Raw genomic sequence first — 23,912 nt, forward strand, 5'->3', positions numbered from 1 at the left:
CCGTTATCTTGGGAGGCATCGGCAACATTGCGTCGCGCCGGCAGGTGCAACCGGCGCAATCAATGGCGATCACTAGTGAAAATCAGGCATTTTCAACGATGATGCCTTCGATGATGTTGGCGACGTCTTCACAACGATCCGTAACGGTTTCCAGGATTTCGTAAATGGCCTTGAGCTTGATCAGGTTGCGCACATCCGGTTCATCGCGGAACAGCTTGGACATCGCGGCGCGCATGACGTGATCCGCATCCGATTCGAAACGGTCGATTTCTCCGCAGATCGCCAGGATCTGGCGCGAGTTGTCCATGTTGTGCAGCAGGCCGACGGCTGCCTTGACCCTTTCGGCACAGGCCAGGCACAGTTCCGCCAGGCGCTTGGCTTCGGGCGTAATGGCCTTGATGTCGTACAGCGAAATAGTCTGCGCGCCGTCTTCCAGCAGGTCGAGGATGTCGTCCATGCGGGTGATCAGTTGATGGATGTCGTCGCGGTCCAGCGGCGTGATGAAAGTCTTGTGCAGCAGTTCAATCGTGTTGTGGGTGACTTTGTCCGCCTGTTTTTCCAGGGTCTCGATCGCATGTACGCGAATTTCCAGGTCGTCGAAATTGGTCATCAATGCGACCATTTCCTTGGCGCATTTCACGCCAAGTTCGGCGTGCTGGTTGAAGAGATCAAAAAATTTGCCCTCGGTGGGCATCAGGCGTCCAAACATGTTCCACTCTCTTATGATTAATTGGTGCTGCACTTACACAATAAGGGCCGCCTTGTAAGCGGCCTGCATTGCCTGCATTTGTCCGTCCAGATCAAACCGGACGCAAAACTCCGCAAGCCGGGACCGTCAGTCGCCGCCGTAAGGCGAAGCCAGACTGCCGACGTAGTTGTCATACTTGGTAAATTGCCCCAGGAAGGCGAGGCGGATACTACCGATCGGACCGTTACGCTGTTTGCCGATAATGATTTCGGCGGTGCCTTTGTCCGGTGAATCAGGATTGTAAACTTCATCACGATAGATGAACAAGATGACGTCGGCATCCTGCTCGATAGCGCCGGATTCGCGCAAGTCGGACATCACGGGACGTTTGTTAGGACGCTGTTCCAGCGCGCGGTTCAACTGCGACAAGGCGATCACCGGGCAATTCAGCTCTTTGGCCAGCCCCTTCAGGCTTCGGGAAATTTCGGAAATTTCAGAGGCGCGGTTTTCGCCGCTGTTGCCGCCGCCGTTGCCCGACATCAGTTGCAGGTAATCGATGATGATCAGGCCGAGCTTGCCGCATTGACGCGCCAGACGGCGCGAGCGTGCGCGCAATTCGATCGGGCTCAATGCGGGGGTTTCGTCGATGTAGAACTGCGCGTCGTTCATCTTCTGGATGGCGTGCGTCAGGCGCGGCCAGTCTTCGTCGATGAGGCGACCGGTACGCAGACGGTGCTGGTCGAGACGGCCAACCGAACCCAACATACGCATCGCGAGCTGGGCACCGCCCATTTCCATGGAAAACACCGCAACCGGCAGTCCGCTGTCGATGGCAACGTTTTCACCGATGTTGATGGAAAACGCGGTTTTACCCATGGAAGGACGGCCGGCTACGATGATCAGGTCGCCCGGTTGCAAGCCGGAAGTCATCTTGTCGAGATCGATGAAGCCGGTCGGCACGCCGGTAATGTCGCTGGTGCTGTCGCGGTTGTACAGTTCATCAATGCGCTCGACCACCTGGGTCAGCAGCGGCTGAATGGCCAGGAAGCCTTGTGCTCCGCGCGAGCCTTCTTCGGCGATGGCAAAAATCTTCGACTCCGCTTCGTCCAGCATTTGCTTGACGTTCTTGCCTTGCGGATTGAAGGCGTCTCCGGAGATTTCGTCGGAGACAGTGATCAGTTTGCGAAGAACGCCGCGGTCGCGCACGATTTCGGCGTAACGGCGGATATTCGCCGCAGACGGCGTGTTTTGCGCCAGAGCATTGAGATAACTTAAACCGCCAACCTCTTCGGCCTTGCCGCTGGTCGACATTGCTTCATAGACGGTAATCACGTCCGCCGGCTTGCTTTCGTTGATCAGCTTGACGATGTGCTGGAAGATGATGCGGTGATCGTAGCGATAAAAATCGTCTGCGCTGACAAAGTCAGCGATACGATCCCACGCGGCGTTATCGAGCAGCAAACCACCCAGAACGGATTGTTCGGCTTCGATCGAGTGCGGCGGGACGCGCAGGGATTCTATTTGCGGATCGGGAGATGCGTTCATGGCGCGCATTATACCTGCTAAGAGTGGTCGCTTCAGGAGCGGCGGCGAATTTAGCCGGTTTTGACAAACGAAAAACGGTAAAGCTTTGCGCCGGTCTGCACCGAAGACAACAAGGCAAATCCGGCACAATAAAAAAGCCAGGCGAACCCGGCTTCTTTATTCAGAGCAAAGAGAGACTTGGCGTAAAAATTACGCGTGCTCGCCCACTACTGCAACAGTCACGTCAACCACGACGTCGGTGTGCAAAGCAACCGAAACAGCGTGCTCGCCAACGATCTTCAGAGGACCTTGTGGCAGGCGAACGTTCGCCTTTTCGACCGGGAAACCTTGCTTTGCCAGCGCTTCTGCGATGTCAAAGTTGGTCACGGAACCGAACAGACGGCCGTCAACGCCGGACTTTTGCGAAATTTGAACAGTCAGGCCGCTCAGCTTTTCGCCTTGGGCTTGCGCTGCCGCCAGCTTTTCAGCGGCTGCTTTTTCCAGCTCAGCGCGCTTCGCTTCGAATTCAGCGATCGCTGTTGCTGTAGCACGGCGAGCCATGCGTTGCGGGATCAGGAAGTTACGTGCATAACCGTCTTTGACGCGGACAACTTCGCCCAGGCCACCGAGATTAACGACTTTTTCCAACAGAATAACTTGCATATTTTTCTCCTATATCTCGTCGTCAATTACGCGTTATGCAGATCAGTGTATGGCAGCAACGCGAGGTAGCGTGCGCGCTTGATCGCAGTGTCGACTTGACGCTGATAGTGTGCCTTGGTGCCGGTCAGACGTGCTGGCATGATCTTGCCGTTTTCCTGCACGAAATCCTTCAGGGTGTCGACGTCCTTGTAGTCGACTTGCTCAACACCTGCTGCGGTGAAACGGCAGAATTTTTTGCGCTTGAACAGCGGGTTTTGCTGTTGGCGTTTTTGCTTCAACTTGCTTTTATCGAACTTTTTACCGAATGCCATTTTGCGGCTCCTGATATCTAAAAATTGAGTGGTTCTAAACTACGGATTCAAAATCAACGATGTGAAACACGAGGCTTTTGCTGTTGCGATTTCTGCGTGCCATGAAGCCGGTGAATTTGAACATCTCGCCGAGACCGGCCCGATTAAGCCGGCCTGAAATTTCGCCTGCAGCGAATGCAGTGATTTCAAACTCGACCAATCTCTTGATGCCTGCCTCAGTCTGCTCCGACTGGTGCTGCAATTTTGCAGTCACTACCGGAATGCCTGCCGGGGTGTAACGTATGACGTCACGCTCGGCGATGCTGGCGACAAACTGAAACTGGTTCACTCTCCCTGGTACTTTTCTATCGCACTGTCAGCAATTACGCTGCTGGTGCTTCTGCGCGATTGCTCTTTGCCGCATCTTCCTTTTGAACAGCCTTCAGGATTGGCGAAGGACCGGTTTCGGCCTTCTTCATCTTGACTGTCAGGTGACGCAACACAGCATCGTTGAACTTGAAGCCGGTTTCGATTTCGGCCAGAGTTTCGCCGTCAACTTCGATATTCAGGCAAACATAGTGCGCTTTTGCCAGTTTTTGGATTTGGTACGCCAATTGACGACGGCCCCAATCTTCGACACGGTGAATCTTGCCGCCGCGTGCAGTAACGATGCCCTTGTAACGCTCGATCATCGCTGGAACTTGCTCGCTTTGGTCCGGATGGACGATAAATACGATTTCATAATGACGCATGTAGACTCCTTTATGGACTGATTAACAAATCGCCCACCTCGGCGTCAAGACGAGTGTGGGAAGAGGAAAGCCCGCAATCATACAACACAAAGCCAAAAACCTCAATACATTCAGGCATTTGCTGTTGATCGGCGCCACACTGCGGCGGCCAATGCCGATGCCATGATTTCAATATTGCAGATTGACACTGCCTTATAACTGTATAAAAATACAGACTGTTTATGCAACCAGCATAACTTCCTCGAAAGCCAACATGCTCAAACTGACTGCTCGCCAGGAACAGATCCTGAATCTGATCAAAGACGCCATTGAAAATACCGGCTTCCCACCGACGCGCGCAGAGATTGCAACCGAGCTTGGCTTTCGTTCCGCCAACGCGGCTGAAGAACACCTGCAGGCGCTCGCACGAAAAGGCGCCATCGAAATTTCGCCGGGAACATCGCGCGGCATCCGCCTGCGCGACAGCTCCCTGAGCTCATTGTCGAACGCCGGCCGCCAGATGGCGCTGCCGCATCCGGCCCTGATGCAACTGTCGCTGCCCCTGGTCGGACGCGTCGCTGCCGGTTCGCCCATCCTGGCGCAGGAACATATAGAGAGCAATTACACCGTCGACCCCGCCCTCTTTTCCGCCAAACCGGACTATTTGCTGAAGGTTCGCGGCATGTCGATGCGCGACGCCGGCATTCTCGACGGCGACCTGTTGGCGGTCAAAAAAACCGATCAGGCCCGCAACGGTCAGATCGTGGTGGCGCGCCTGGGAGATGACGTCACCGTCAAACGCTATCGCAAAACAGGCTCGCTGATTGAGCTGCTGCCGGAAAATCCCGATTTCAACATCATCAAGGTGTCGGCAGAGGAAGATAATTTTGCACTGGAAGGCTTGGCCGTCGGTTTGCTGCGCAGCTGGAACTGACGATACTGGTCTTGAAAGTCCGCCATGGCCCGCTAATTGCGGGCTTTTTTACGTCTGTTTGCGCAATCAAATGAGAAATTGCATCATATGATATGCACTGATTAATTGCGCCGTCGCAATGGCGATCCCCCTTCCGCAAGATCATGAGCGAAGAAGGTCGCCTTGGGACGTCATCATCTGCCAAGGATTTCCAATGTCAACGCGTAGCAGCAACAAGCCCGTCAAAAACACCTCCCATAATCTCAAAGATCTGCTTGCCGTTCGCGAATGCCTCAGCTTTCTGGACGACCACAAGATTGCCCAAGCAAAAGAACTGTGCGCCCAAGTGCTCAAACGCGCCCCTGATCTGGTCTTCGCCAATCATGCATGGGGGCTGATCGCCATGCATGAAAACAACTATGCAGAGGCAGAAAAGGCACTGCGCAAAGCCATCAAGGCGGATCCCGAAAATGCCGAATACCTGACCAACCTGGGTGGCGCGGTCCTTAACCAGGACCGCATTGACGAAGCCATTGCCATTTACGAAAAAGCCATTGAGATCAATACGGAGAACAAAGAGGCCCGTATTGGCCTGGCAAACGCGCTGCATGAAAAGAATGACGCCGACGCATCCATCGCGTATTTCGAAGAAGCGGCCCGGCGCGCTCCCGATGCGCCGGGTCCACTTTCCCATTTGGGAAAAGCCCTGATCGACGCAAAAAGATACCAGGAAGCCGTCGGCATTCTGCTCAAGTCGCTGGAGCTCCAAATCAATTTCGCCCCGGCGCACACCAATCTCGGCATTGCATTTCAAGAAATGAACATGCTTAACGACGCGCTGGAATGCCATAAAACGTCGCTATTGCTGGACCCCACCGACATCTACGCGCAGTACAAGATCGCCGACACCTATATAAAACTGAAGGAATTTGACAAGGCGCACGAACACTACGAGCGCGTCATCGAACTAGCCCCCAAAGATCCCAACAGCTACACCAAGCTGGCATCCAGCTATTTCTCGAATCAGGATCGCTATGAAGACGCGATGAAAATTTTTCATCGCGCTCTGGAAATCGACCCCAAGCATCCACTGACGCTGAACAACATCGGCGCCACCATGTATGACTATGGGGAAACAAAGACGTCGCTGCAATATTTCAGAGATGCGCTAGCCCTCAAACCCAATTACCTGACCGCCCAACACAACCTTGCCCTGGGGCAATTATTGGCCGGCGATCTCAAAGAGGGCTGGGCCAACCACGAGAGCCGGCTGGACGTCAAAGAGCGGCGCTATGTATATAAGCTGATCCACAAATTGTTCGGCATCATCCCCAAATGGGATGGCCTATCCTCCCTGCAGGGAAAATACATCCTGCTGATGCACGAACAAGGCTTCGGCGACAGCATCCAATTTGTCCGCTATGTGCACATGCTGCTGGAACAAGGTGCGCGCGTGGCGCTGCACGTCAAAGATCCGCTTGCGCGACTGTTCAAAAGCGTTTCAGACCAGGTTACCCTCGTCAGGGAGAACGATCCGCTGCCGAAGTGCGATTGCGCCTATGTATTAATGAGCCTGCCGCATGCCCTCGGAACCAACCATGTCGAGGATATTCCGTCGTATCCCTACTATCTTTCGGCGGATCCGGCGGATATTGCAAAGTGGGCCGACAAGATCGACGCGCTGTCGGGCAATCAAACCGACTTGCGCGTCGGTTTCGTCTGGGCCGGCAATCCGGAACACGGCAACGATCGCAAACGCTCGATCCCGCTGGAGACGTTTGCCCCCATCTTTCATGTTCCCGGCGTCAAGTTCTTTTCGATCCAGAAAGGCCACGCGACACCCGAACTGGCCAAATTGGCGCCAGAATTGCCCGTTTTCAATATTGGCGACAATTTCAACGATTTCGCCGACACGGCTGCGGCCATGACAAATCTGGATCTGATCATTAGCGTCGATACTTCCGTGGTCCACCTCGCCGGCGCACTTGGCAGGCCGACATGGACGCTTTTGCCACATACGCCGGACTGGCGCTGGCTAAACGACAGAGAAGATTCCCCTTGGTATCCAAGCATGCGACTTTTCAGGCAGCAAGACCGCGGCGACTGGCCCTCCGTTATTGCCAAAGTAGCATCCGAGCTTGCCGTATTGCGCGACAAAAAGAAGCAAAACCTCGCCTAATCAAAGACTTATCTTCCGCCGCAATTGCATTGCGTCAATTTTATCCAGTGACGCAATGCGCTCCTCCTCAGCAACATTTCGGGAACTTTTACAAAAATACCCGCTAAAGTTTTCTGAAATGCCGTCGAAATAAGATTTGCTTGACGTATAGAAGCACGCAGTTTTAGGTCGGACAGCATTGGAAAAAAATTTTTTGCGATAAACATTAAACTTTTTCCGATACCGTCCGATATAGCTAACAACAGCGGTTTGAACGCCTGAGGCTTTAGGTAAAAACCAAAGTTAAGCACTGAAACTCGGATTTATCGGCCTCAAATCTTAGGAGAACTAATATGGCATCAGTCATCAATACCAATATTGCGTCGCTTAACACGCAACGCAACCTGAACACCTCGCAATCGTCGTTGAATACTTCGATTCAACGTTTGTCTTCCGGCTTGCGCGTCAACAGCGCAAAGGATGACGCCGCCGGCCTGGCAATTGCCGACCGTATGAATGCGCAGGTCAAAGGTCTGGCAGTAGCACAACGTAACGCCAACGACGGTATCTCCCTGGCTCAAACCGCTGAAGGCGCACTGAGCACGGTTACCGACAACCTGCAACGTATGCGTGAGCTGGCTGTTCAAGCATCGAACGGCACCAACAGCGCACAAGACCGCAAGACCCTGAACGACGAATACAAACAGCTGTCGGACGAAACTTTCCGTATTCTGAATGGTACTCAGTTCAACGGTCAAAACCTGTTCACAGGTATCGGTTCCGGCGCCAGCGCTGGTACTGGTTCCGATTCGGCCAACGTTTCGGCTTCGCTGACACTGACTTTCCAAGTCGGCGCCAACGTTACCGACAACAAGCTGAATGACCAGATCAGCATCTCGCTGTCCGACTTGTCCAACGCTTCGACCATCGCCAACGTTATCGGTACAAGCGCCAAGGGCCTGATCGGTCTGGGCGTGACAACTTCGGTTGACGCTGCTCAAGTGACCTACACTTCGGCCAAGGCTGCCCTGGACAACCTGTTCGCAACAGGTTCGACCATGACATCCACAGCGCTGGCAGCATCGGCAGTGACTCTGCAAGCAGCTATCGACACCGCCAAACTGGCTCTGGACAAGGCAATTTCTGATCCATCGGCACAAAGCGATGCGCAAAAGGCGATCAAGAACCTGGACCAGGCGATCAACCTGATCTCGTCCAAGCGTGCAGAATTCGGTGCTGTTCAGAACCGCTTCAGCGCCGTTATCAGCAACCTGCAGATTTCGAGCGAAAACATCACTGCATCGCGCAGCCGTATCATGGATACCGACTACGCGGCAGAAACTGCGAACCTCACACGTGCACAGATTCTGCAACAAGCAGGTACGGCGATGTTGTCACAGGCGAACTCTGCACCGCAAAGCGTCCTGTCGCTGTTGAAATAGTCTTAAGAGCTATGTAGGATGAAAGTGCGGGGAATATGTATGCGTACGTATTCTCCGCACGTTCCTTTAAGGGAGTAACACCATGTCGATTTCCCCACTTAATATCACTGCAGCTGGCGATTCTGGCTCTTATACGCCAGCACAGAATTCAACTACAAAACCAGATCCGGTGGTATCGACTGTTGCACCTGCGGCAACACCACAGTCGCAACGCGCCAGCGAAAGCGATGTTGAACATGCCGTCAACAAGTTGAATGACTTCGCAAGCCAAAATGCGTCGGCAATCACCTTCTCGAAGGACCAGGATAGCGGCAAGACCGTCATCAAGGTCATTGATACAGCGGATAATACAGTTCTTCGTCAGATTCCAAGCCAGGAAGCAATTGAAATCGCGAAGTCGATCGACAAACTGCAGGGTTTGCTGATCAATCACAAAGTCTGAGTCTGGTACGAACTGCTGGCGCACCAGAAATATGCATGCGCAAACAAAATATTTGCGCATGTTATATTTCGCATCGGCAATTCATAACGGATTCATATCGCTTCGTATGTGCAGGATAGTGTCGGAAGTCCTTTGCGGATAAGTCTCGGGCCACACCGAAGCACGCCCGATTGAGCGTTTATCGCCAGGGCCTCCGAAATCAGCACGTCGCATTTGCATTTAGAAATCAGGAGATCTCATGGCCACTTCCACCGGGACAATTACGACCTCAGCCGGTCCCCTTGACGTCGCCACCCTCGTCTCGAAGCTGATGAGCGCTGAAAGCAGCGTTCTCACCCCGCTGACGCAGCAGGCCAGCAGCTACAACAGCCTGATTTCGGCCTATGGCAGCCTCAAGAGTGCGATTTCGACATATCAAAGTGCATTGACCGGTCTCACCGCAGCAAGTTTCAGTGCACAAAAAGCCGCTGTTTCCAATAGCGGCACAGGAACAACCCTCACTACCGATCCCTTCACCGCCGACGTCAATACCGACGACTCGACAAAAGTACTGGCGCAAAAAATTCAATCGGCAGGTTTTAGCAGTTCGCAGATTTTCAATGCGGGCGATTCCGTCGCGATCAAAGTCGGCACAAATCCTCCGACCTTTGTCACCTTGCAGGCAAATGCAACACTTGCGGGTGTGCGCGACGCCATCAACGCAGCAAAAGCGGGCGTTACCGCCAGCATCACGACTGACGGAACCGGCGACCATCTGGTTCTGGAATCGAATACCGCGGGTACGGCGAACACCATTAAAGTTCAGGCCAACAACAGCTTGGCCTCGCTGGCTTACGACCCCTCCAGCGCGACGTCCAGCACGGTAACCCAGATCCAGGCGCCACGCGATGCGACTGTTGCCGCATCCGGCAACTACACGGTCTCCGTCTCCCAACTGGCGCAAGCGCAAAAGATTACCTCTGCCGGCTTCTCGTCCACGGCAACGTTTAATTCCGGCATTCTGGCGATCAAGACCGGCAACGGATCCACAGCGATCATCAAGCCAACGACAAACACACTGGCCGGTGTACGCGACGCCATCAACGCAAGCGATGCGGGCGTGAGTGCAACGATCGTCAGCGACGGCACCAATGCTCACTTGGTGATTGCCGCCAAAGACAGCGGCGCCTCCAATTCGATCCGCGTTACCGGTACAGGCGATTACTCATCGCTGTCTTTTGACCCGAGCGGAAAATACACCTCGCCGAACGTTGCGACCGGACAGACATTTGACGCCACGGCAGGCGGCCTGACGCTGAATGTCGGCGGCACGGCAACCACCATTGCACTGAGCGGCGCCGGTCAAACACTGCAAAATATCCGCGACGCCATCAACACCGCCAATGCAGGCGTGACGGCAAGCATCACCAACGACGGCACGAATGATCATCTGGTGCTGACGCCTTCGGGTTCAGGCGCCACCAGCCCTGTCTCGCTGACTGGCACAGGCGATTTCGCCACCCTGACCGGCAGCACGATGGGACAACTGCAAGCGGCACAGGACGCCAAGCTGAGCATTGACGGCGTCAGCGTGACGAGCCCGACCAACAAGGTGACGGATGCGATTTCCGGCGTTACCCTCAATCTCTCCAAGGTCACGACCGCGTCGGACAACTTCACGCTGAACATCAGCAACGACACCAGCGGCGTCTCCAGCACGGCAAACACGTTTGTCTCGGCATACAACGCGCTGGAAAAAGCGATTACCGGACTGACGCAACAAACACCGTCGACAACCCTGGGTCAAGCCGGCAGTTCGTCGCCACTGGCGAGCGAATCGTCCGTCCAAAGCATCATGACCCAGTTGCGCAACGCTCTTCTGGGAAGCGTCGCCGGCGGCAACGGCATCAGCTCACTGACAGACATCGGCATTGGCTTCCAAAAAGACGGCACGCTGGCGCTGGATGCAGCAAAACTGACGACGGCTACCACCAATAACTTCGCCGGCATTGCCAATCTGTTTACTTCGACCTCGGGCACCAATGCCGACGGCACGGCAAATACAACAGGCACCAATGGCATCCTGACAAATTTGCAAACCTTGGTAAACGGTTTTCTCGCAGATGGCGGTATCATTGATACCAAAACCAAGGGATTGCAAGCCAGCCTGAAAATCAATAGCGATCGCCAGACTGTTATTAATACACGCTTAAGCAACATGCAGGACCAGTACACGAACCAGTTCAATGCACTGAACGTTACCCTGGCCAGCATGGCGTCGACACAAAGTTATCTGACGCAACAATTGGCCAATTTGCCGAAGGCTAGCTAGTCGTTACATTGAAGGCGGGAGAAGAGAATGTTCGGAACCATGCAACGTGGCGCAAATGCCTACGCAAATATTGGCGTGGAGACCGGTGTCGTCGCAGCGAGTCCGCACAAGCTGATCACCATGCTGTTTGATGGCGCTTTGGTGGCGATTGCCATGGGTCAAAAATACATGAGCGCCGGCGATATCAAAAAAAAGGGTGAATCGATCACGCAGGCAATTCTGATCATCGAAAGCGGTCTGCGCGCCAGCCTGAATAAAAACGTCGGCGGCGAAATCGCCCTGAATCTGGACGCCCTATACGAATACATGGGCAGACGCCTGTTTGCCGCCAATGTCGAGAATTCCCAGGACATCCTGGAAGAAGTCCACGGCCTGCTGGACGGCCTGAGAGACGCCTGGGAAGCCATCGGCCCCAACGGCACCAATCAGGCTCAGGTTGCAGCCTAAGCTGCAATCTTTCGACAATTCGCAACAAACACTCGCGAAAGCACAACAATGGACGGTGCAGAAGTCATCTCCCTATATGAATCGGTTGCAGAACTGACCGACCAGATGCTGGCAGCCGCACGGCGGGAAGAATGGGACCTGCTCTCAAGACTTGAAGCGGATTGCGCCCACGTTGTGGATATCTTAAAAAAGAATGAAGCGACGGTGACGCTGACCGACGACAGACGCGAACGCAAGATCGAGATCCTGAAGAAAATTCTGGAAGATGATCGCGACATCCGCAATCTGACCGATCCCGGACTGAAAAAACTCGCATCCCAGATTCAAAGCACCAGTACGGAACGCAAACTGGTTAAAGCCTACGGCTCCAATCAACGAGGTTAGTGATGATACCCCGGGCCGACATCGCCAACACTGTCCAGCCCGTAGCTGCCGTTGAGGCGCCGACGTCGATCGTTTCGGTCGCCGATGCAAAGCAGGAGGCCTTCAGTCGGCTGGCGCAAATTGCCATCGGTCAACAGTTGCAGGGCAAAGTTCTCTCCACCTATAACGACGGCAGCTACCTGGTCCGGATCGCCAACACGGCGGCCCGGATGGTTCTGCCGACCGCGACAAAAACCGGAGACTCGTTGTTGCTGACGATGGTCAGCAAAGAGCCCCGTCCGACTTTCCTGCTCACCGAAACCAGCGCCGACAACCTGGAAGAGGAAGATGCTGCCGTGTCGCTCAGCGTGGCCGGCAAGATGATGGAAAAGGACTTGCAGTCGCTCAAAACGATGCAGCCCGGCCTGCCCACCATCGTCGGCCGCAACGGACAACTCACCGACGAAGAAGGCCAGCAGGCCGGCCAGACGCCTGGCACCGCACCGGAAAGCACCAAAACCTCACTCAGCACTGCCGGCAAACTGGTTGATGCCCTGCTCCATGCTTCCGAAGAAAGCGAACTGCCCAGCGCCATCAAACCCAATGCACCGCTTGTCAGCAAGCCGACCGACACTTCCCGACTCGCCGGCGCCCTGCACGATTCGATCGCCCTCAGCGGCACTTTTTATGAGGCGCACGTCGCGGAATGGGCGGAAGGCAGGCGACCGCTTGCAGAGCTTCAGAAAGAACCCCAGGCGCAACTCGCACGGCAAACGCAGAGCGCCACCACGTCGGACTTGCTCAACAGCTCCGACCCCGCTCATACGCAGCTAGGCCAGATCATCAATCTCCAGCTCAATGCGCTGGAACAGCAACGCATCGTCTGGCATGGCGAAGTCTGGCCGGGGCAGCAGATGGAATGGGAAGTCGGCAGGGATACGTCCGACACCTCCCAGCAAAGCGAGCAGGATGGCGCTCCTACGCCCAGCTGGCATAGCGTGGTGCGCTTCAACTTTGCCCATCTGGGTAGCGTTTCCGCCTCGATTCGTCTGATCGGGCAGCAAATCCACATGCAAGTCCGCACCGACAGCGATGTTACCGCTGCAGCTTTACGCGCCAACGGCAGCATGCTGTCCGACGCCATGGCCGCAGCCGGGTCTTCTCTTGACTCATTGATTGTGAAGCGGGATGCAAAAACCTAATTTCCCTCTTCAGAACGCGGTCGCACTGGCCTACAATACCAATCAGGCGGCCCCCCGGGTCGTCGCCAAAGGCAGTGGACTAATCGCCGAAGCCATCATTGCGCGCGCCAAGGAAAGCGGTGTTTATATACACGAATCGAAGGAACTCGTCTCACTGCTGATGCAGGTCGACCTTGACCAGCAAATCCCTCCCGCGCTCTATCGCGCAGTAGCGGAACTTTTGGCCTGGTTGTATCGCATTGAAAATATGCAATTGGACCACAGTGATGTATGATTAGGGGTTAGATTAGCAACTCCCCCTTTGGGATGAAAGTTCATCCTTCCATCCTTTGATTTGAGACGCATAGACGCACAGATGGCAAACAACGACGAGATCCAAGACGACAGCCCGTTTCGAGTACACTCCCGACGGGAGATTGTGTCGCTGCTGACCAGCATGATGGAGCGCAATCAGCTGCTGAGCCTGCTCATCAAGGGCGGCTCGGAATCCATCATTACGTCGATTCTGGATATCGACGACGACGACGACAGTGTCGTGATCGACGCTGCGCCAAGCACCATGCTCAACGAAAGTATCCTGCAAAGCAATCGCATCGGCTTTGAAGCGGTATACAACAACATCCGCATCACTTTTAACGTCGACAAGGCCCATAAGTGCCTGTTTCAGGAGCGCCCCGCGCTCAAGATTGCCATCCCGAACAGCCTGGTGCGTCTGCAGCGCCGCGAGTATTTCCGCATAGCTACGCCGATCGCCAAGCCATTGCGCTGCACCTTCCGCGTCACGCGCGAAGACGGTTCGTTCACTACCATCGTGACCTTGCTCAACAACATCAGCGCCGGCGGCGTCGGCATCACCGATGAAAAGAAACTGCTCGATACGTCGCTGGGGCGTATTTATGAAGACTGCTCGCTTGAGATGACCGACAATACCGTCGTCACCGTCAAGCTGCAGATCCGCGACTGCAAGGAAGTCAAACTGACCTCCGGCAAGACCGTCAACCGCTTCGGGTGCGAATTCGTCGATATTCCCCGCGCCGTCCTCGCGGCAATCCAGCGCTTCATCACGAAGCTGGAACGCGAACAAAATGCCAAAGCATCCGGCATGATGTAACCGGTGGAAGCGTGAGGCTTGCCACGGCTTTTGCCGGCAGCCTTTTCATGCCTGACCCGCCATCCGGAAACGACGACCAAAACAAAAAAGCTGCCAACGGCAGCTTTTTTCACATCGACACGGCAAATCAAGGCAACGGCTACACCTGCATCGTCATGATGTCGCGGTAGGCGGAAACCAGCTTGTTACGCACCTGGACACTTGTCTGAAAAGAAATACTCGCCTTTTGCATGGCAATCATGACATCCGACAAATTGATGTTATCGTCGCCCATCGAGAAGCTTTGCGACATCTTCCCCGCTTTTTCCTGGGACGCATTGACTTCATCGAGCGAATTTTTCAATACGCTGGCAAAATCGACGCGCGTGGCCGGCTTTTCGCTTCCGGTAATGCTTTCAATCGGCGCGACATTGCCCTGTGCGCGGGCAGCAGCGGCCTTCAACTGCGCCACCATTGCATCGATTCTGCTAGTATCAATCATACTGACGGCCAATTTGCACCTCTTCGAATTCAATTCCGCGACAGATGATTGCACGTCGCAATCACACTTCCCGCTTCTACAACGGCAGATTACCACGCGAGCCTTCGCGACTCGCAACAATAAGCGGGGAAATAGCCATTCTGTTCCAGAGATCAAATTTCGGCTCTGGCAGGACAATCCACACTAAGCAAAAAACCTATATGGGTAGGGAAGCAGTGAAGCAAATCATACAAAGCCACAAGCTCGGCGGCACACGCAAGGGGAAATCATGGCGGTAGCAGCCGATGGCACGATGACCAACGACGGCAATACCACCGCCACCGACGGCGCGGTTCCTGGCGACATGTCGTCTCAGGAAATGCGACGTAGCGGCGTTGTCGGTTACGCCCAGTCGCCACAAGGGCGTCGCGTCCTGCTGATGGTGGCGGCGGCAGCGGTCATCGCCTTGATGATCGGTATCTGGATGTGGAGCCAAAAGACCGAATACCGCGTCTTGTTCTCCAACTTCTCCGACCGCGACGGCGGCGCCATCGTTGCCTCGCTGCAGCAGATGAACGTCCCCTACAAGTATTCCGAAGGCGGCAGCGCCATCCTGGTGCCTGAAACCATGGTGCACGATGCTCGCCTGAAACTGGCCGCCCAAGGCTTGCCAAAGGGCGGCAATGTCGGCTTCGAGTTGATGGAAAACCAGAAGCTTGGCGTTTCGCAGTTTCTCGAACAAGTCAACTTCCAGCGCGCCCTTGAAGGCGAACTGGCCCGCTCGATCCAGTCCCTTTCCGCCGTCCAGGCTGCCCGCATCCACTTGGCGCTGCCCAAAGCTTCCGTCTTCGTTCGCGATCAACAAAAACCGACTGCCTCTGTCATCCTCAGCCTCTATCCAGGCCGCATGCTGGACCCTCAGCAAGTCAGCGCCATCGTGCACCTGGTGGCCAGCAGCGTTCCCGAGCTGTCCCCCAAGGCGGTGACCATCGTCGACCAAAACGGCAACCTGCTCTCGGACACGACGACCAAACAACCCGGCAACAGCCTCGATCCGACGCAGCTCAAATATGTCCAGGATCTGCAGCAGGACATCGTCAAGCGCGTCGAATCGATCATCGCGCCTATCGTCGGCAACGGCAACGTGCGCGCCGAAGCGACGGCCGACGTCGACTTCTCGCGCAGCGAACAGGCCGCGGAAACCTATAAGCCGAATCAGACCGCCGATACCGCAGCGGTGCGCAGCAAGCAAAGCAGCGAATCGCAAAACGGCAGCTCGAGCACTTCCGGCGTTCCCGGCGCGCTGACCAACCAGCCGCCCGCTCCCGCTACCGCGCCGATCACCAACCCGCCGGTTGCCGGCGCAGCGGCAGGCACCGCGAATGCCGCAACCCAGCCGGCAACGACCAACGGCACTTCGCACAAAGACGCAACGATCAACTACGAGGTCGACAAGACCGTGCGCTATGTCCAGCAACCGATGGGCGGCGTCAAGCGCCTGACCGTCGCGGTGGTGGTCAACTACAAGCGTACGATTGACCAGACCGGCAAGATCGTCATGAAGCCGCTGACCGAAGCCGAACGTAGCCAGATCTCCGATCTGGTCAAGGAGGCAATGGGTTACAACAAGGATCGCGGCGACTCGCTCAATGTTGTCAATACGCAATTCAGCAGCGATGCAGAACCGGAACTGCCATTGTGGAAGCAGCCGGACATGATCCAGCTGGCCAAGGAAATCGGCAAATACGTCTTGCTGGCCGCCGTGTTGCTTTACCTCTACTTCGGCGTCTTGCGCCCGATCATCTGGAAGATCACCGGCAAGGAAGAGAAAGAAGCCCAGGCCCGCGCCGAGGCCGAGGCCGCCGAGGCTGCCGCCGCCGCTGCCGCCATGTACGATCCGGACAATCCGGACGCCGTGGTCAATCTTTCCGGCGATGCAGAACTCGACGAACGCGCCGCGTACAAGGCCAATCTCGAGACTGCCAAGCAATGGGCCAAGAATGATCCTAAACTGGTGGCAAGCATCATTAAGACATGGGTGAACAATGAGTAACGAAGGCGTTGAAAAAGGTGCCATCCTGATGCTCGCTCTGGGCGAGGACGAGGCCGCCGAAGTCATGAAATACCTCGGTCCGCGCGAAGTGCAAAAGCTCGGCGCCGCCATGTCGGCCATGAAGAACATCAGCTTCGAAGCCATCAACGAAGTGCTGATCGAGTTCGTCGGCGAAACCGGCCAGGCCTCTTCGCTCGGCCTCGATTCCGACGAATACATCCGCAGCGTGCTCACCAAGGCGCTGGGCGACGACAAGGCCACCTCCCTGCTCAACCGCATTCTGGGCGGTCGCGACGCCAGCGGCATCGAAAGCCTGAAGTGGATGGATGCGCAGTCGGTGGCGGAATTGATCCGCAACGAACACCCGCAGATCATCGCCACCATCCTGGTCCACCTTGAGCGCTACCACGCCTGCGACATTCTCAATAACTTCACGGAACGCCTGCGCAACGACGTGGTCCTCCGTATTGCCACCCTCGACGGCGTGCAGCCGGCGGCGTTGCGAGAATTGAATGACGTTCTGACAAAACTGCTGACCGGCAACGAAAGCCTGAAGAAACAGCAAATGGGCGGTATCCGCACTGCCGCGGAAATCCTCAACTTCTTGTCGGGCGAGAACGAAACATCCGTCATGAACAACCTGCGCGCCTACGACGAAGACATGGCGCAAAAGATCATGGACGAAATGTTCGTGTTCGAAAACATCATCGACATCGACGGCCGCGGCATCCAGCTGCTGCTGCGCGAAGTCCAGTCCGAATCGCTGATCGTCGCGCTCAAGGGTGCATCGCAAGGCCTGCGCGACAAGATCTTCGGCAACATGTCGCAGCGTGCTGCGGAAATGATGCGGGAAGATCTGGAGTCCAAGGGGCCGGTGCGCCTGTCGGAAGTCGACGCGCAACAAAAGGCCATCCTGCAAATCGTTCGTCGCCTGGCCGACGAAGGCCAGATCGTGCTCGGCGCCAAGGGCGAAGATGCGTTCATCTAAGGTCGCCACGACCGATGCGTGCGGCCTGCCCGGCCCCGGCATTGCCGCATCGGTTGTGATCACCCAGCTTTACCGGATCTGAAATGGCATCACGAAACAACATCATTCCCAAAGAACAGATGACGCCTTATCAGCGGTGGGAACTGGCGTCCTTCGACGAAGCGGAAGAATTGCCGCCGGTCGAAGAAGAACATCACATCGATGAACCGCCTCCACCGCCGGCGCTGACGGCAGAAGAACTCGACGCCATCCGCGAACAGGCCCGCCAGGAAGGCTACGCGGAGGGCCAGCATCAAGGCCTGCAGGCAGGTCGCCAGGAAGGCTACATGGCCGGCCTGCAGCAAGGCCAGCAAGAAGTCAACGAAACCATCCAGCATTTGCGCCAGATTGCCGTCTCGTTCGGCACCGAAGTATCGCAATGCAGTGAAAACATGGCCCCCGAGCTGCTCAACCTGGGACTGGACTTGTCCAAGGCGATGCTGAAGACAGTTATCAAGGTCAAGCCGGAACTGATCCTGCCGACCATCAGCGCGGCCATCCACTCCCTGCCCAGCCTGCAATTGCCGGCATTGCTGTATCTGCACCCTGCCGATGCGACCCTGGTGCGCGAAAACATGGGAGACGATCTCGGCCAGCACGGTTGGCGCATCGTCGAAGATCCCGAACTCGACCGCGGCGGCTGCCGCATCGAAACCGGCACCAACCAGGTCGACGCCACGACGCAGACGCGCTGGCGCCGTATCGCGGAATCGCTCAGCAAGCAACTCGATTGGCTGGAGTAGCAGCATGACCGCACCCGGCAATCCTCATTCACAGGTGCAACGATGAATTCGCCGATGCCCTCCCACTTTAGCCGCTGGCAGGCCTATCTGCACAATTGCAGCGGCCTGGTGGGAATGACCGAGCCGACGCAAATTTCCGGCCGCGTCACGCGCGTGGCGGGCCTCGTCATGGAAGCCGTCGGCCTCAAGCTGCCGGTCGGCAGCCCGTGCACCGTCCCCCTGCCGAATGGCAACCTGATCGAAGCAGAAGTGGTGGGATTCCAGGACGATAGACTCTTTTTGATGCCGCAGAGCGACGTCGAAGGCATCGTTCCCGGCACCCGCGTGTATCCGGTGGAACCGGTCAAGCCGCCGCCGCGCACCGGCCCGATCGCCTACATCCGCCGCAGCGACGAACACAGCCGCCGCCTGCCGGTCGGCAATGAGTTGCTGGGTCGCGTACTCGACGGCGCCGGTCGCCCGCTCGACAATCTGGGGCCGCTGCATACCGAAATCTCTGCGCCGCTGAGCGTGCGCGCCGCCAATCCGCTGGGCCGCGCGCCGATTGTCGACATCCTCGATGTCGGCGTGCGCGCCATCAACAGCATGCTGACGGTCGGACGCGGCCAGCGCATGGGCTTGTTCGCCGGCTCCGGCGTCGGCAAGAGCGTGTTGCTCGGCATGATGGCCCGCTACACCAGCGCCGACATCATCGTCGTCGGCCTGATCGGCGAACGGGGACGCGAAGTCAAGGAATTCATCGAACACATTCTCGGCACCGAAGGACTGGCGCGTTCAGTGGTGGTTGCCGCGCCGGCGGATACGCCGCCGCTGATGCGTTTGCAAGGCGCCGCCTATGCCACCGCCATCGCCGAATACTTCCGCGATCAAGGGAAAAACGTCCTCCTGATCATGGATTCGCTGACGCGTTACGCCATGGCCCAGCGTGAAATTGCTCTCGCCATCGGCGAACCGCCGGCAACCAAGGGTTATCCGCCATCGGTGTTCGCCAAATTGCCGGCACTGGTCGAACGGGCCGGCAACGGCGACGTCGGCGGCGGCTCGATCACGGCGTTCTATACCGTGCTGACGGAAGGCGACGACCAGCAGGATCCGATCGCCGACGCGGCGCGCGCGATTCTCGACGGCCATATCGTGCTTAATCGCGTACTGGCGGAAGCCGGGCACTATCCGGCCATCGATATCGAACAATCGATCAGCCGCGCCATGCACAGCATCACGTCCATGGAACATCAGCGCGATACGCGCCGCCTGAAACAGTTGTACTCCCGCTATCAACGCAATCGCGACCTCATCAGCGTCGGCGCCTACGCCGCAGGAACCGACCCGGTCCTGGACCAGGCGATCCAGCTTTTGCCGCGCATCGAAGCGTTCTTGCAGCAGGGAATCCCGGAAAGAGCCGGTGTTACCGAGAGCTTGGGGCAACTTACCGCTCTATTCCAGTGATTGAGCGTGTGGCCCGGAAAATATAATCAAAGTTACCATGGCTACGACCTCTGCCCTCGAGACGCTGATTGAATTGGCGACCAAAGAAACCGACGAAGCGACCAAGCGCTTGGGACGGGCCGTACGCACAAGTGAAGAAGCACAGCAAAAACTTGTTATTTTGGAACAGTATCGCGATGATTATGCTTTGCGCTTCCAGGAAAGCTTATCATCTGGTTTGACGGCAATGAGCTATCGCAATTTTCAGTTGTTCATTGAAAAAATCGATACTGCCATTGCCGGACAAAAAGACGTAGTCAAAAATGCGCAACAACGTGTCGCCGACGCTCGGGCGGCATGGCAAGCATGCGAACGCAAGCGGATGTCGTATGGCACGCTGGCGACACGCGCCAAGCAAACTGCGCAATTGCGCGAAAGTCGACGTGATCAGAAGCAGACCGATGAACATGCTTCGCGTATCACGTTTTACAAACGGTAAGAACGGTAAGCAAGGACTGGCGGAAACGATGAACACACAATTGCCGATACTTAATGTCGCAAGCCTGCAGAATTCTGCTCGCCCGGCAACGCAAGCCGATTCCTTTACGGCCGATGTTCCGTTCAATCAAGTGTTGAACAAGGAAGTCAGCAACCGTAATACCGAAAATCAAAGCAAGCCGAACAATACCGCCCAGGACACCGCGACCGACGCGACCAAGCCTGCGACGCCAACGCCTGCTGCAAGCACGGCTGCCAGTTCGGACAGCAGCACCAAGACCGCGTCCACAGATGAAAAGAGCGACGAAGACAAGACCGCGGCCGACGATCAGAACACCACCGACGCCGCGTCGGCACAGATGCTGGCGCTGGTCGCCAATCTGGGCCAGATCGCCGTTCAGCCGGTCGCCAAGAAGACAAGCGATGCCGACATGGATGCTCTGGCCAACCAAAAAGGCGGCAAAAAAGGCATTTCCGTCATCAATGCCAAAGACCAGAAAGACCTGGCCGACCTGCAAGCGCAGGATGATGGCAAAGGCAAGAAACTCGATATTTCCGCCATGTCGGACAGCAAGGAAGTTGCCGACGGCAAAGACAAACCGGACTTCCAGGTTCGTTCAGCCACAGACAAGACTCAACCGGAATCCCCGGTGAGCACCAAAGCCGTCCAAGCCGATCTGCAAGATGCCGCCAACGCTGCACGTGCGGCCAAGGTGACGCCCGAAGCAGTCGCCAAGCCTGTCGAAACGGCTCAGCCAAGCGCCGCCACCGTCATTCCGGCCTTGCAGCAAACCATGACATTGAGCCAGCAAGCGGCCATGGCCGGCCAGGCGGTGGATCGTCTTGCCCCACCGGTAGGCGGCAAGGGATGGGATCAAGCCGTTGGACAAAAGGTCATGTGGATGGCAACCAACGGCACGCAAAGCGCCTCGCTGACCTTGAATCCGCCGGATCTCGGTCCGTTGCAAGTGGTCCTGCATGTGAACAACCAGCAGGCCGACGCCACCTTCATTACGGCGCAACCTGAAGTCAAGCAAGCGCTCGAAGCCGCCATGCCGAAGCTGCGCGAAATGATGGATCAGGCCGGCATCCAGCTCGGCCAGGCAACCGTCAACACCGGCAACCCGAATCAACAGGGCGCCAACCAGCAACAGGCGCGCGGCAGCAATTCTTCGCAGTTCGGCGCGGGTGTCGATGACGCCGACGTGAACGTCGCCATTGTTCCTCGTCCGGTCGCAACCGGCGGCCAGGGTCTCGTGGACACATTTGCGTAATTTGCGGCCAGGCGCTGCAACCAGTCAGCTTCAACAAAATTCAAAAAGAAACAGGTGTCCGGACAGCAGCATTCAATATCAGCAGATTCTTGCCGATAGTAATTTTATGTGCACCGTAGGCACCCACGAAAGGGAAAAATAGATGGCAACAAAAGCAGCAAAACCGGCAGCCAAGGGGGCGGAAGCAGCAGAAGCGCCGGCACCGAAATCGAAAAAAATGCTCTTCATCATCCTGGGCGTCGTCCTGTTGCTGGTCATCGGCGGCGGCGGCGCGGCCTTCATGATGATGGGCAGCAAAGCCAAGAAAGGCGCCGAGGAGCATGCTGAAGAGAAAGCGACCTCCAAGGTGCCTGTTTTTGTCGTGATCGAACCTTTCGTGGTCAACCTGCAGCAAGAGACCGGCGACCAGTTCCTGCAAGTCGCCTTGACGCTGCAAGTGCCGAATGCCGAAACTGCGGAAACGCTCAAAGTCTTCATGCCGCAAGTACGGAGCCGCCTGCTGATGGTCTTGTCCAGCAAAAAGGCATCCGAATTGATGACCAGCGAAGGCAAACGCAACCTGACCGATGAAATCATCGATCAATTGGGTGAACCATTTGCCGGCGGCGGCAAGGGTCCGACAGTCTCCGACGTGTTTTATACTTCTTTCGTGATTCAACAGCAGTAGCATCATGGCCGAACACTTTCTATCCCAGGAAGAAGTCGATGCACTCCTAAGAGGAGTGACGGGAGACGACGAAGAAGAAAAGAGCGTCGAAGAAGCTCCCGGTACGGTACGCAACTACAATCTTGCGACGCAAGAACGTATTGTGCGCGGCCGCATGCCGACGCTCGAAATCATCAATGAGCGTTTCGCCCGTCTCTTCCGCATCGGCCTGTTCAACTTCATTCACCGTACCGCCGAAATCTCGGTCGGTCCGGTGAAGGTCGCCAAGTACAGCGAATTCATTCGCAACCTGGTCGTGCCGACCAACCTGAACCTGGTCCACATCAAACCGTTCCGCGGCATTGGCCTGGTGGTGTTCGATCCGCAGTTCGTGTTCCTGCTGGTGGACAACATGTTCGGCGGCGACGGCCGTTTCCACACCCGCATCGAAGGTCGCGAATTTACGCCGACCGAGCAGCGCATCATCATGCGCGTGCTGGAAATCTGCTTCGAAAACTATGCAAAATCGTGGGAGCCGATCTACCCGATCGAATTCGAGTACATCCGCTCCGAACTGAACACGCAGTTCGCCAACATCGCGACGCCGAATGAAGTCGTGGTCTCGACCACCTTCACCGTCGAACTGGGTCCGGTCAGCGGCGAAATCCATATCTGCACGCCGTACTCGATGATCGAGCCGGTCCGCGACAAGCTCACCAGCAGCATGCAGGGTGAAGCGCTAGAAGTCGACAAGCGCTGGATCCGCCTGATGAAGCAACAGATCCAGACCGCTGAAGTGGAGCTCATCGCCAACTTCGGCACCGCCCGCGTCACATTTACCGACTTGCTGAACATGCAGGTCGGCGACGTCATCCCGCTGCATACCGTGACACCGGTCACCGCGCAGGTCGATGGCGTCCCCGTGATGGAATGCAGCTACGGCAAATTGAACGGCCAATACGCATTGCGCGTCGAGAAGCTGCTGTCCATCACGCAAAACGAAACACCGGAAAGTATTCAAGGAGAGCAGAATGGCTGAAGACAACGTTGACCAAACAGCGGCGGAAGACGATCCGTGGGGTGCCGCGTTGGCCGAACAAACGCAGGCTGAAGAATCGCAAAAAAAGGTTCCAGAAGAGGAAGGCATCGCCGCCAGGCCGGCTGAGGCGACGATTTTCAAGGATCTCAGCGCTGCCGACCTGCAAACCAATACGCCGAACGACATCGACTTCATCCTCGATATTCCGGTACAACTGACGGTCGAACTGGGTCGCACCAAGATCGCCATCAAAAACCTGCTCCAATTGGCTCAGGGCTCGGTGGTGGAACTCGACGGCATGGCGGGCGAACCGATGGACGTGCTCGTCAACGGCTGCCTGATTGCCCAAGGCGAAGTGGTGGTGGTGAACGACAAGTTTGGTATCCGCCTCACCGACATCATCACGCCGGCAGAGCGTATTCGCAAACTGAATAGATGAACCGTCCCGGCCACCCCACTCTG

At 56.3% G+C, this 23,912-nt stretch carries 26 protein-coding genes; 19 read left to right on the plus strand and 7 right to left on the minus strand.

Features of this window, described 5'->3' with window-relative positions; genetic code table 11:
- Positions 1 to 82: 82 nt before the first annotated feature.
- The 6 genes from PMI16_RS19090 to rpsF form a co-directional block, all read right to left on the minus strand.
- Entirely contained in the window at positions 83 to 709 is a 627-nt protein-coding gene (locus PMI16_RS19090; protein WP_007882554.1) for a DUF47 domain-containing protein, read from the minus strand.
- Between the two features lie 126 nt (positions 710 to 835).
- A complete protein-coding gene (locus PMI16_RS19095; protein WP_007882555.1) occupies positions 836 to 2,242 on the minus strand; it encodes a replicative DNA helicase in 1,407 nt (468 codons plus the stop codon).
- A 180-nt stretch (positions 2,243 to 2,422) separates the two neighbouring features.
- Positions 2,423 to 2,875 (minus strand): 50S ribosomal protein L9, encoded by a 453-nt coding sequence (gene rplI / locus PMI16_RS19100; protein ID WP_007882556.1) that lies wholly within the window; start codon positions 2,873 to 2,875, stop codon positions 2,423 to 2,425.
- Between the two features lie 26 nt (positions 2,876 to 2,901).
- Positions 2,902 to 3,186: a 30S ribosomal protein S18 gene (gene rpsR, locus PMI16_RS19105; RefSeq protein ID WP_007882558.1), complete on the minus strand. Its 285-nt coding sequence runs from the start codon at positions 3,184 to 3,186 to the stop codon at positions 2,902 to 2,904.
- Positions 3,187 to 3,220: 34 nt separating this feature from the next.
- Positions 3,221 to 3,514, minus strand: a complete 294-nt coding sequence (priB, locus tag PMI16_RS19110) for a primosomal replication protein N (RefSeq protein ID WP_034381299.1) — start codon at positions 3,512 to 3,514, stop codon at positions 3,221 to 3,223.
- A 34-nt stretch (positions 3,515 to 3,548) separates the two neighbouring features.
- A complete protein-coding gene (gene rpsF / locus PMI16_RS19115) occupies positions 3,549 to 3,917 on the minus strand; it encodes a 30S ribosomal protein S6 (RefSeq protein ID WP_007882559.1) in 369 nt (122 codons plus the stop codon).
- A gap of 253 nt (positions 3,918 to 4,170) precedes the next feature.
- Here rpsF and lexA point away from each other — a divergent pair, with 253 nt between their 5' ends.
- The 10 genes from lexA (at position 4,171) to PMI16_RS19165 (ending at position 14,285) form a co-directional block, all read left to right on the plus strand.
- The gene (gene lexA / locus PMI16_RS19120) at positions 4,171 to 4,830 is read left to right on the plus strand and encodes a transcriptional repressor LexA (RefSeq protein ID WP_007882562.1); all 660 of its coding nucleotides are present in this window, start codon (positions 4,171 to 4,173) and stop codon (positions 4,828 to 4,830) included.
- Positions 4,831 to 5,023: 193 nt separating this feature from the next.
- Positions 5,024 to 6,988 (plus strand): tetratricopeptide repeat protein, encoded by a 1,965-nt coding sequence (locus PMI16_RS19125; RefSeq protein WP_007882563.1) that lies wholly within the window; start codon positions 5,024 to 5,026, stop codon positions 6,986 to 6,988.
- Positions 6,989 to 7,320: 332 nt separating this feature from the next.
- Entirely contained in the window at positions 7,321 to 8,409 is a 1,089-nt protein-coding gene (locus PMI16_RS19130; RefSeq protein ID WP_007882564.1) for a flagellin N-terminal helical domain-containing protein, read from the plus strand.
- An 82-nt stretch (positions 8,410 to 8,491) separates the two neighbouring features.
- On the plus strand, positions 8,492 to 8,851 hold the full coding sequence (locus PMI16_RS19135; protein WP_007882566.1) for a flagellar protein FlaG: 360 nt from the start codon (positions 8,492 to 8,494) through the stop codon (positions 8,849 to 8,851).
- Between the two features lie 238 nt (positions 8,852 to 9,089).
- On the plus strand, positions 9,090 to 11,162 hold the full coding sequence (gene fliD, locus PMI16_RS19140; protein ID WP_007882567.1) for a flagellar filament capping protein FliD: 2,073 nt from the start codon (positions 9,090 to 9,092) through the stop codon (positions 11,160 to 11,162).
- A gap of 27 nt (positions 11,163 to 11,189) precedes the next feature.
- A complete protein-coding gene (gene fliS / locus PMI16_RS19145) occupies positions 11,190 to 11,609 on the plus strand; it encodes a flagellar export chaperone FliS (protein WP_007882568.1) in 420 nt (139 codons plus the stop codon).
- A 48-nt stretch (positions 11,610 to 11,657) separates the two neighbouring features.
- Positions 11,658 to 11,993 carry a flagellar protein FliT gene (locus PMI16_RS19150; RefSeq protein WP_007882569.1) on the plus strand — a complete coding sequence of 112 codons (336 nt, stop codon included), beginning with the start codon at positions 11,658 to 11,660 and terminating at the stop codon, positions 11,991 to 11,993.
- 2 nt (positions 11,994 to 11,995) lie between these two features.
- Positions 11,996 to 13,174 (plus strand): flagellar hook-length control protein FliK, encoded by a 1,179-nt coding sequence (fliK, locus tag PMI16_RS19155; protein WP_007882570.1) that lies wholly within the window; start codon positions 11,996 to 11,998, stop codon positions 13,172 to 13,174.
- Positions 13,161 to 13,448 carry an EscU/YscU/HrcU family type III secretion system export apparatus switch protein gene (locus tag PMI16_RS19160; RefSeq protein ID WP_007882571.1) on the plus strand — a complete coding sequence of 96 codons (288 nt, stop codon included), beginning with the start codon at positions 13,161 to 13,163 and terminating at the stop codon, positions 13,446 to 13,448. The genes fliK and PMI16_RS19160 overlap by 14 nt, the downstream gene beginning before the upstream one ends.
- An 81-nt stretch (positions 13,449 to 13,529) precedes the next feature.
- Entirely contained in the window at positions 13,530 to 14,285 is a 756-nt protein-coding gene (locus PMI16_RS19165) for a flagellar brake protein (protein WP_007882572.1), read from the plus strand.
- Between the two features lie 139 nt (positions 14,286 to 14,424).
- Here PMI16_RS19165 and fliE read toward each other — a convergent pair whose 3' ends face one another.
- A complete protein-coding gene (gene fliE / locus PMI16_RS19170; protein ID WP_443134899.1) occupies positions 14,425 to 14,766 on the minus strand; it encodes a flagellar hook-basal body complex protein FliE in 342 nt (113 codons plus the stop codon).
- Between the two features lie 268 nt (positions 14,767 to 15,034).
- Between fliE and fliF the strand changes: the two genes are divergently transcribed.
- The 9 genes from fliF to fliN all read left to right on the plus strand — a co-directional run bounded on the left by fliF (position 15,035) and on the right by fliN (position 23,889).
- Positions 15,035 to 16,798 (plus strand): flagellar basal-body MS-ring/collar protein FliF, encoded by a 1,764-nt coding sequence (gene fliF / locus PMI16_RS19175; protein ID WP_007882577.1) that lies wholly within the window; start codon positions 15,035 to 15,037, stop codon positions 16,796 to 16,798.
- Positions 16,791 to 17,786, plus strand: coding sequence for a flagellar motor switch protein FliG (fliG, locus tag PMI16_RS19180; protein ID WP_007882580.1), 996 nt, complete (start codon positions 16,791 to 16,793; stop codon positions 17,784 to 17,786). Before fliF ends, fliG begins: the two co-directional genes overlap by 8 nt.
- 83 nt (positions 17,787 to 17,869) lie before the next feature.
- Positions 17,870 to 18,568, plus strand: coding sequence for a flagellar assembly protein FliH (fliH, locus tag PMI16_RS19185; protein WP_007882581.1), 699 nt, complete (start codon positions 17,870 to 17,872; stop codon positions 18,566 to 18,568).
- A 42-nt stretch (positions 18,569 to 18,610) separates the two neighbouring features.
- On the plus strand, positions 18,611 to 20,014 hold the full coding sequence (gene fliI, locus PMI16_RS19190; protein WP_007882582.1) for a flagellar protein export ATPase FliI: 1,404 nt from the start codon (positions 18,611 to 18,613) through the stop codon (positions 20,012 to 20,014).
- A 37-nt stretch (positions 20,015 to 20,051) separates the two neighbouring features.
- The gene (gene fliJ, locus PMI16_RS19195) at positions 20,052 to 20,492 is read left to right on the plus strand and encodes a flagellar export protein FliJ (protein ID WP_007882583.1); all 441 of its coding nucleotides are present in this window, start codon (positions 20,052 to 20,054) and stop codon (positions 20,490 to 20,492) included.
- 28 nt (positions 20,493 to 20,520) lie between these two features.
- Positions 20,521 to 21,765: a flagellar hook-length control protein FliK gene (locus PMI16_RS19200; RefSeq protein ID WP_007882584.1), complete on the plus strand. Its 1,245-nt coding sequence runs from the start codon at positions 20,521 to 20,523 to the stop codon at positions 21,763 to 21,765.
- A gap of 142 nt (positions 21,766 to 21,907) precedes the next feature.
- A complete protein-coding gene (gene fliL, locus PMI16_RS19205) occupies positions 21,908 to 22,432 on the plus strand; it encodes a flagellar basal body-associated protein FliL (protein WP_007882586.1) in 525 nt (174 codons plus the stop codon).
- Positions 22,433 to 22,436: 4 nt separating this feature from the next.
- On the plus strand, positions 22,437 to 23,450 hold the full coding sequence (gene fliM / locus PMI16_RS19210) for a flagellar motor switch protein FliM (RefSeq protein WP_007882587.1): 1,014 nt from the start codon (positions 22,437 to 22,439) through the stop codon (positions 23,448 to 23,450).
- Complete coding sequence (fliN, locus tag PMI16_RS19215; RefSeq protein WP_007882588.1) at positions 23,443 to 23,889, plus strand: flagellar motor switch protein FliN; 447 nt, start codon at positions 23,443 to 23,445, stop codon at positions 23,887 to 23,889. Before fliM ends, fliN begins: the two co-directional genes overlap by 8 nt.
- Positions 23,890 to 23,912 lie beyond the last annotated feature (23 nt).

The sequence above is a fragment of the Herbaspirillum sp. CF444 genome (assembly GCF_000282135.1).
Classification (GTDB): domain Bacteria; phylum Pseudomonadota; class Gammaproteobacteria; order Burkholderiales; family Burkholderiaceae_D; genus Herbaspirillum.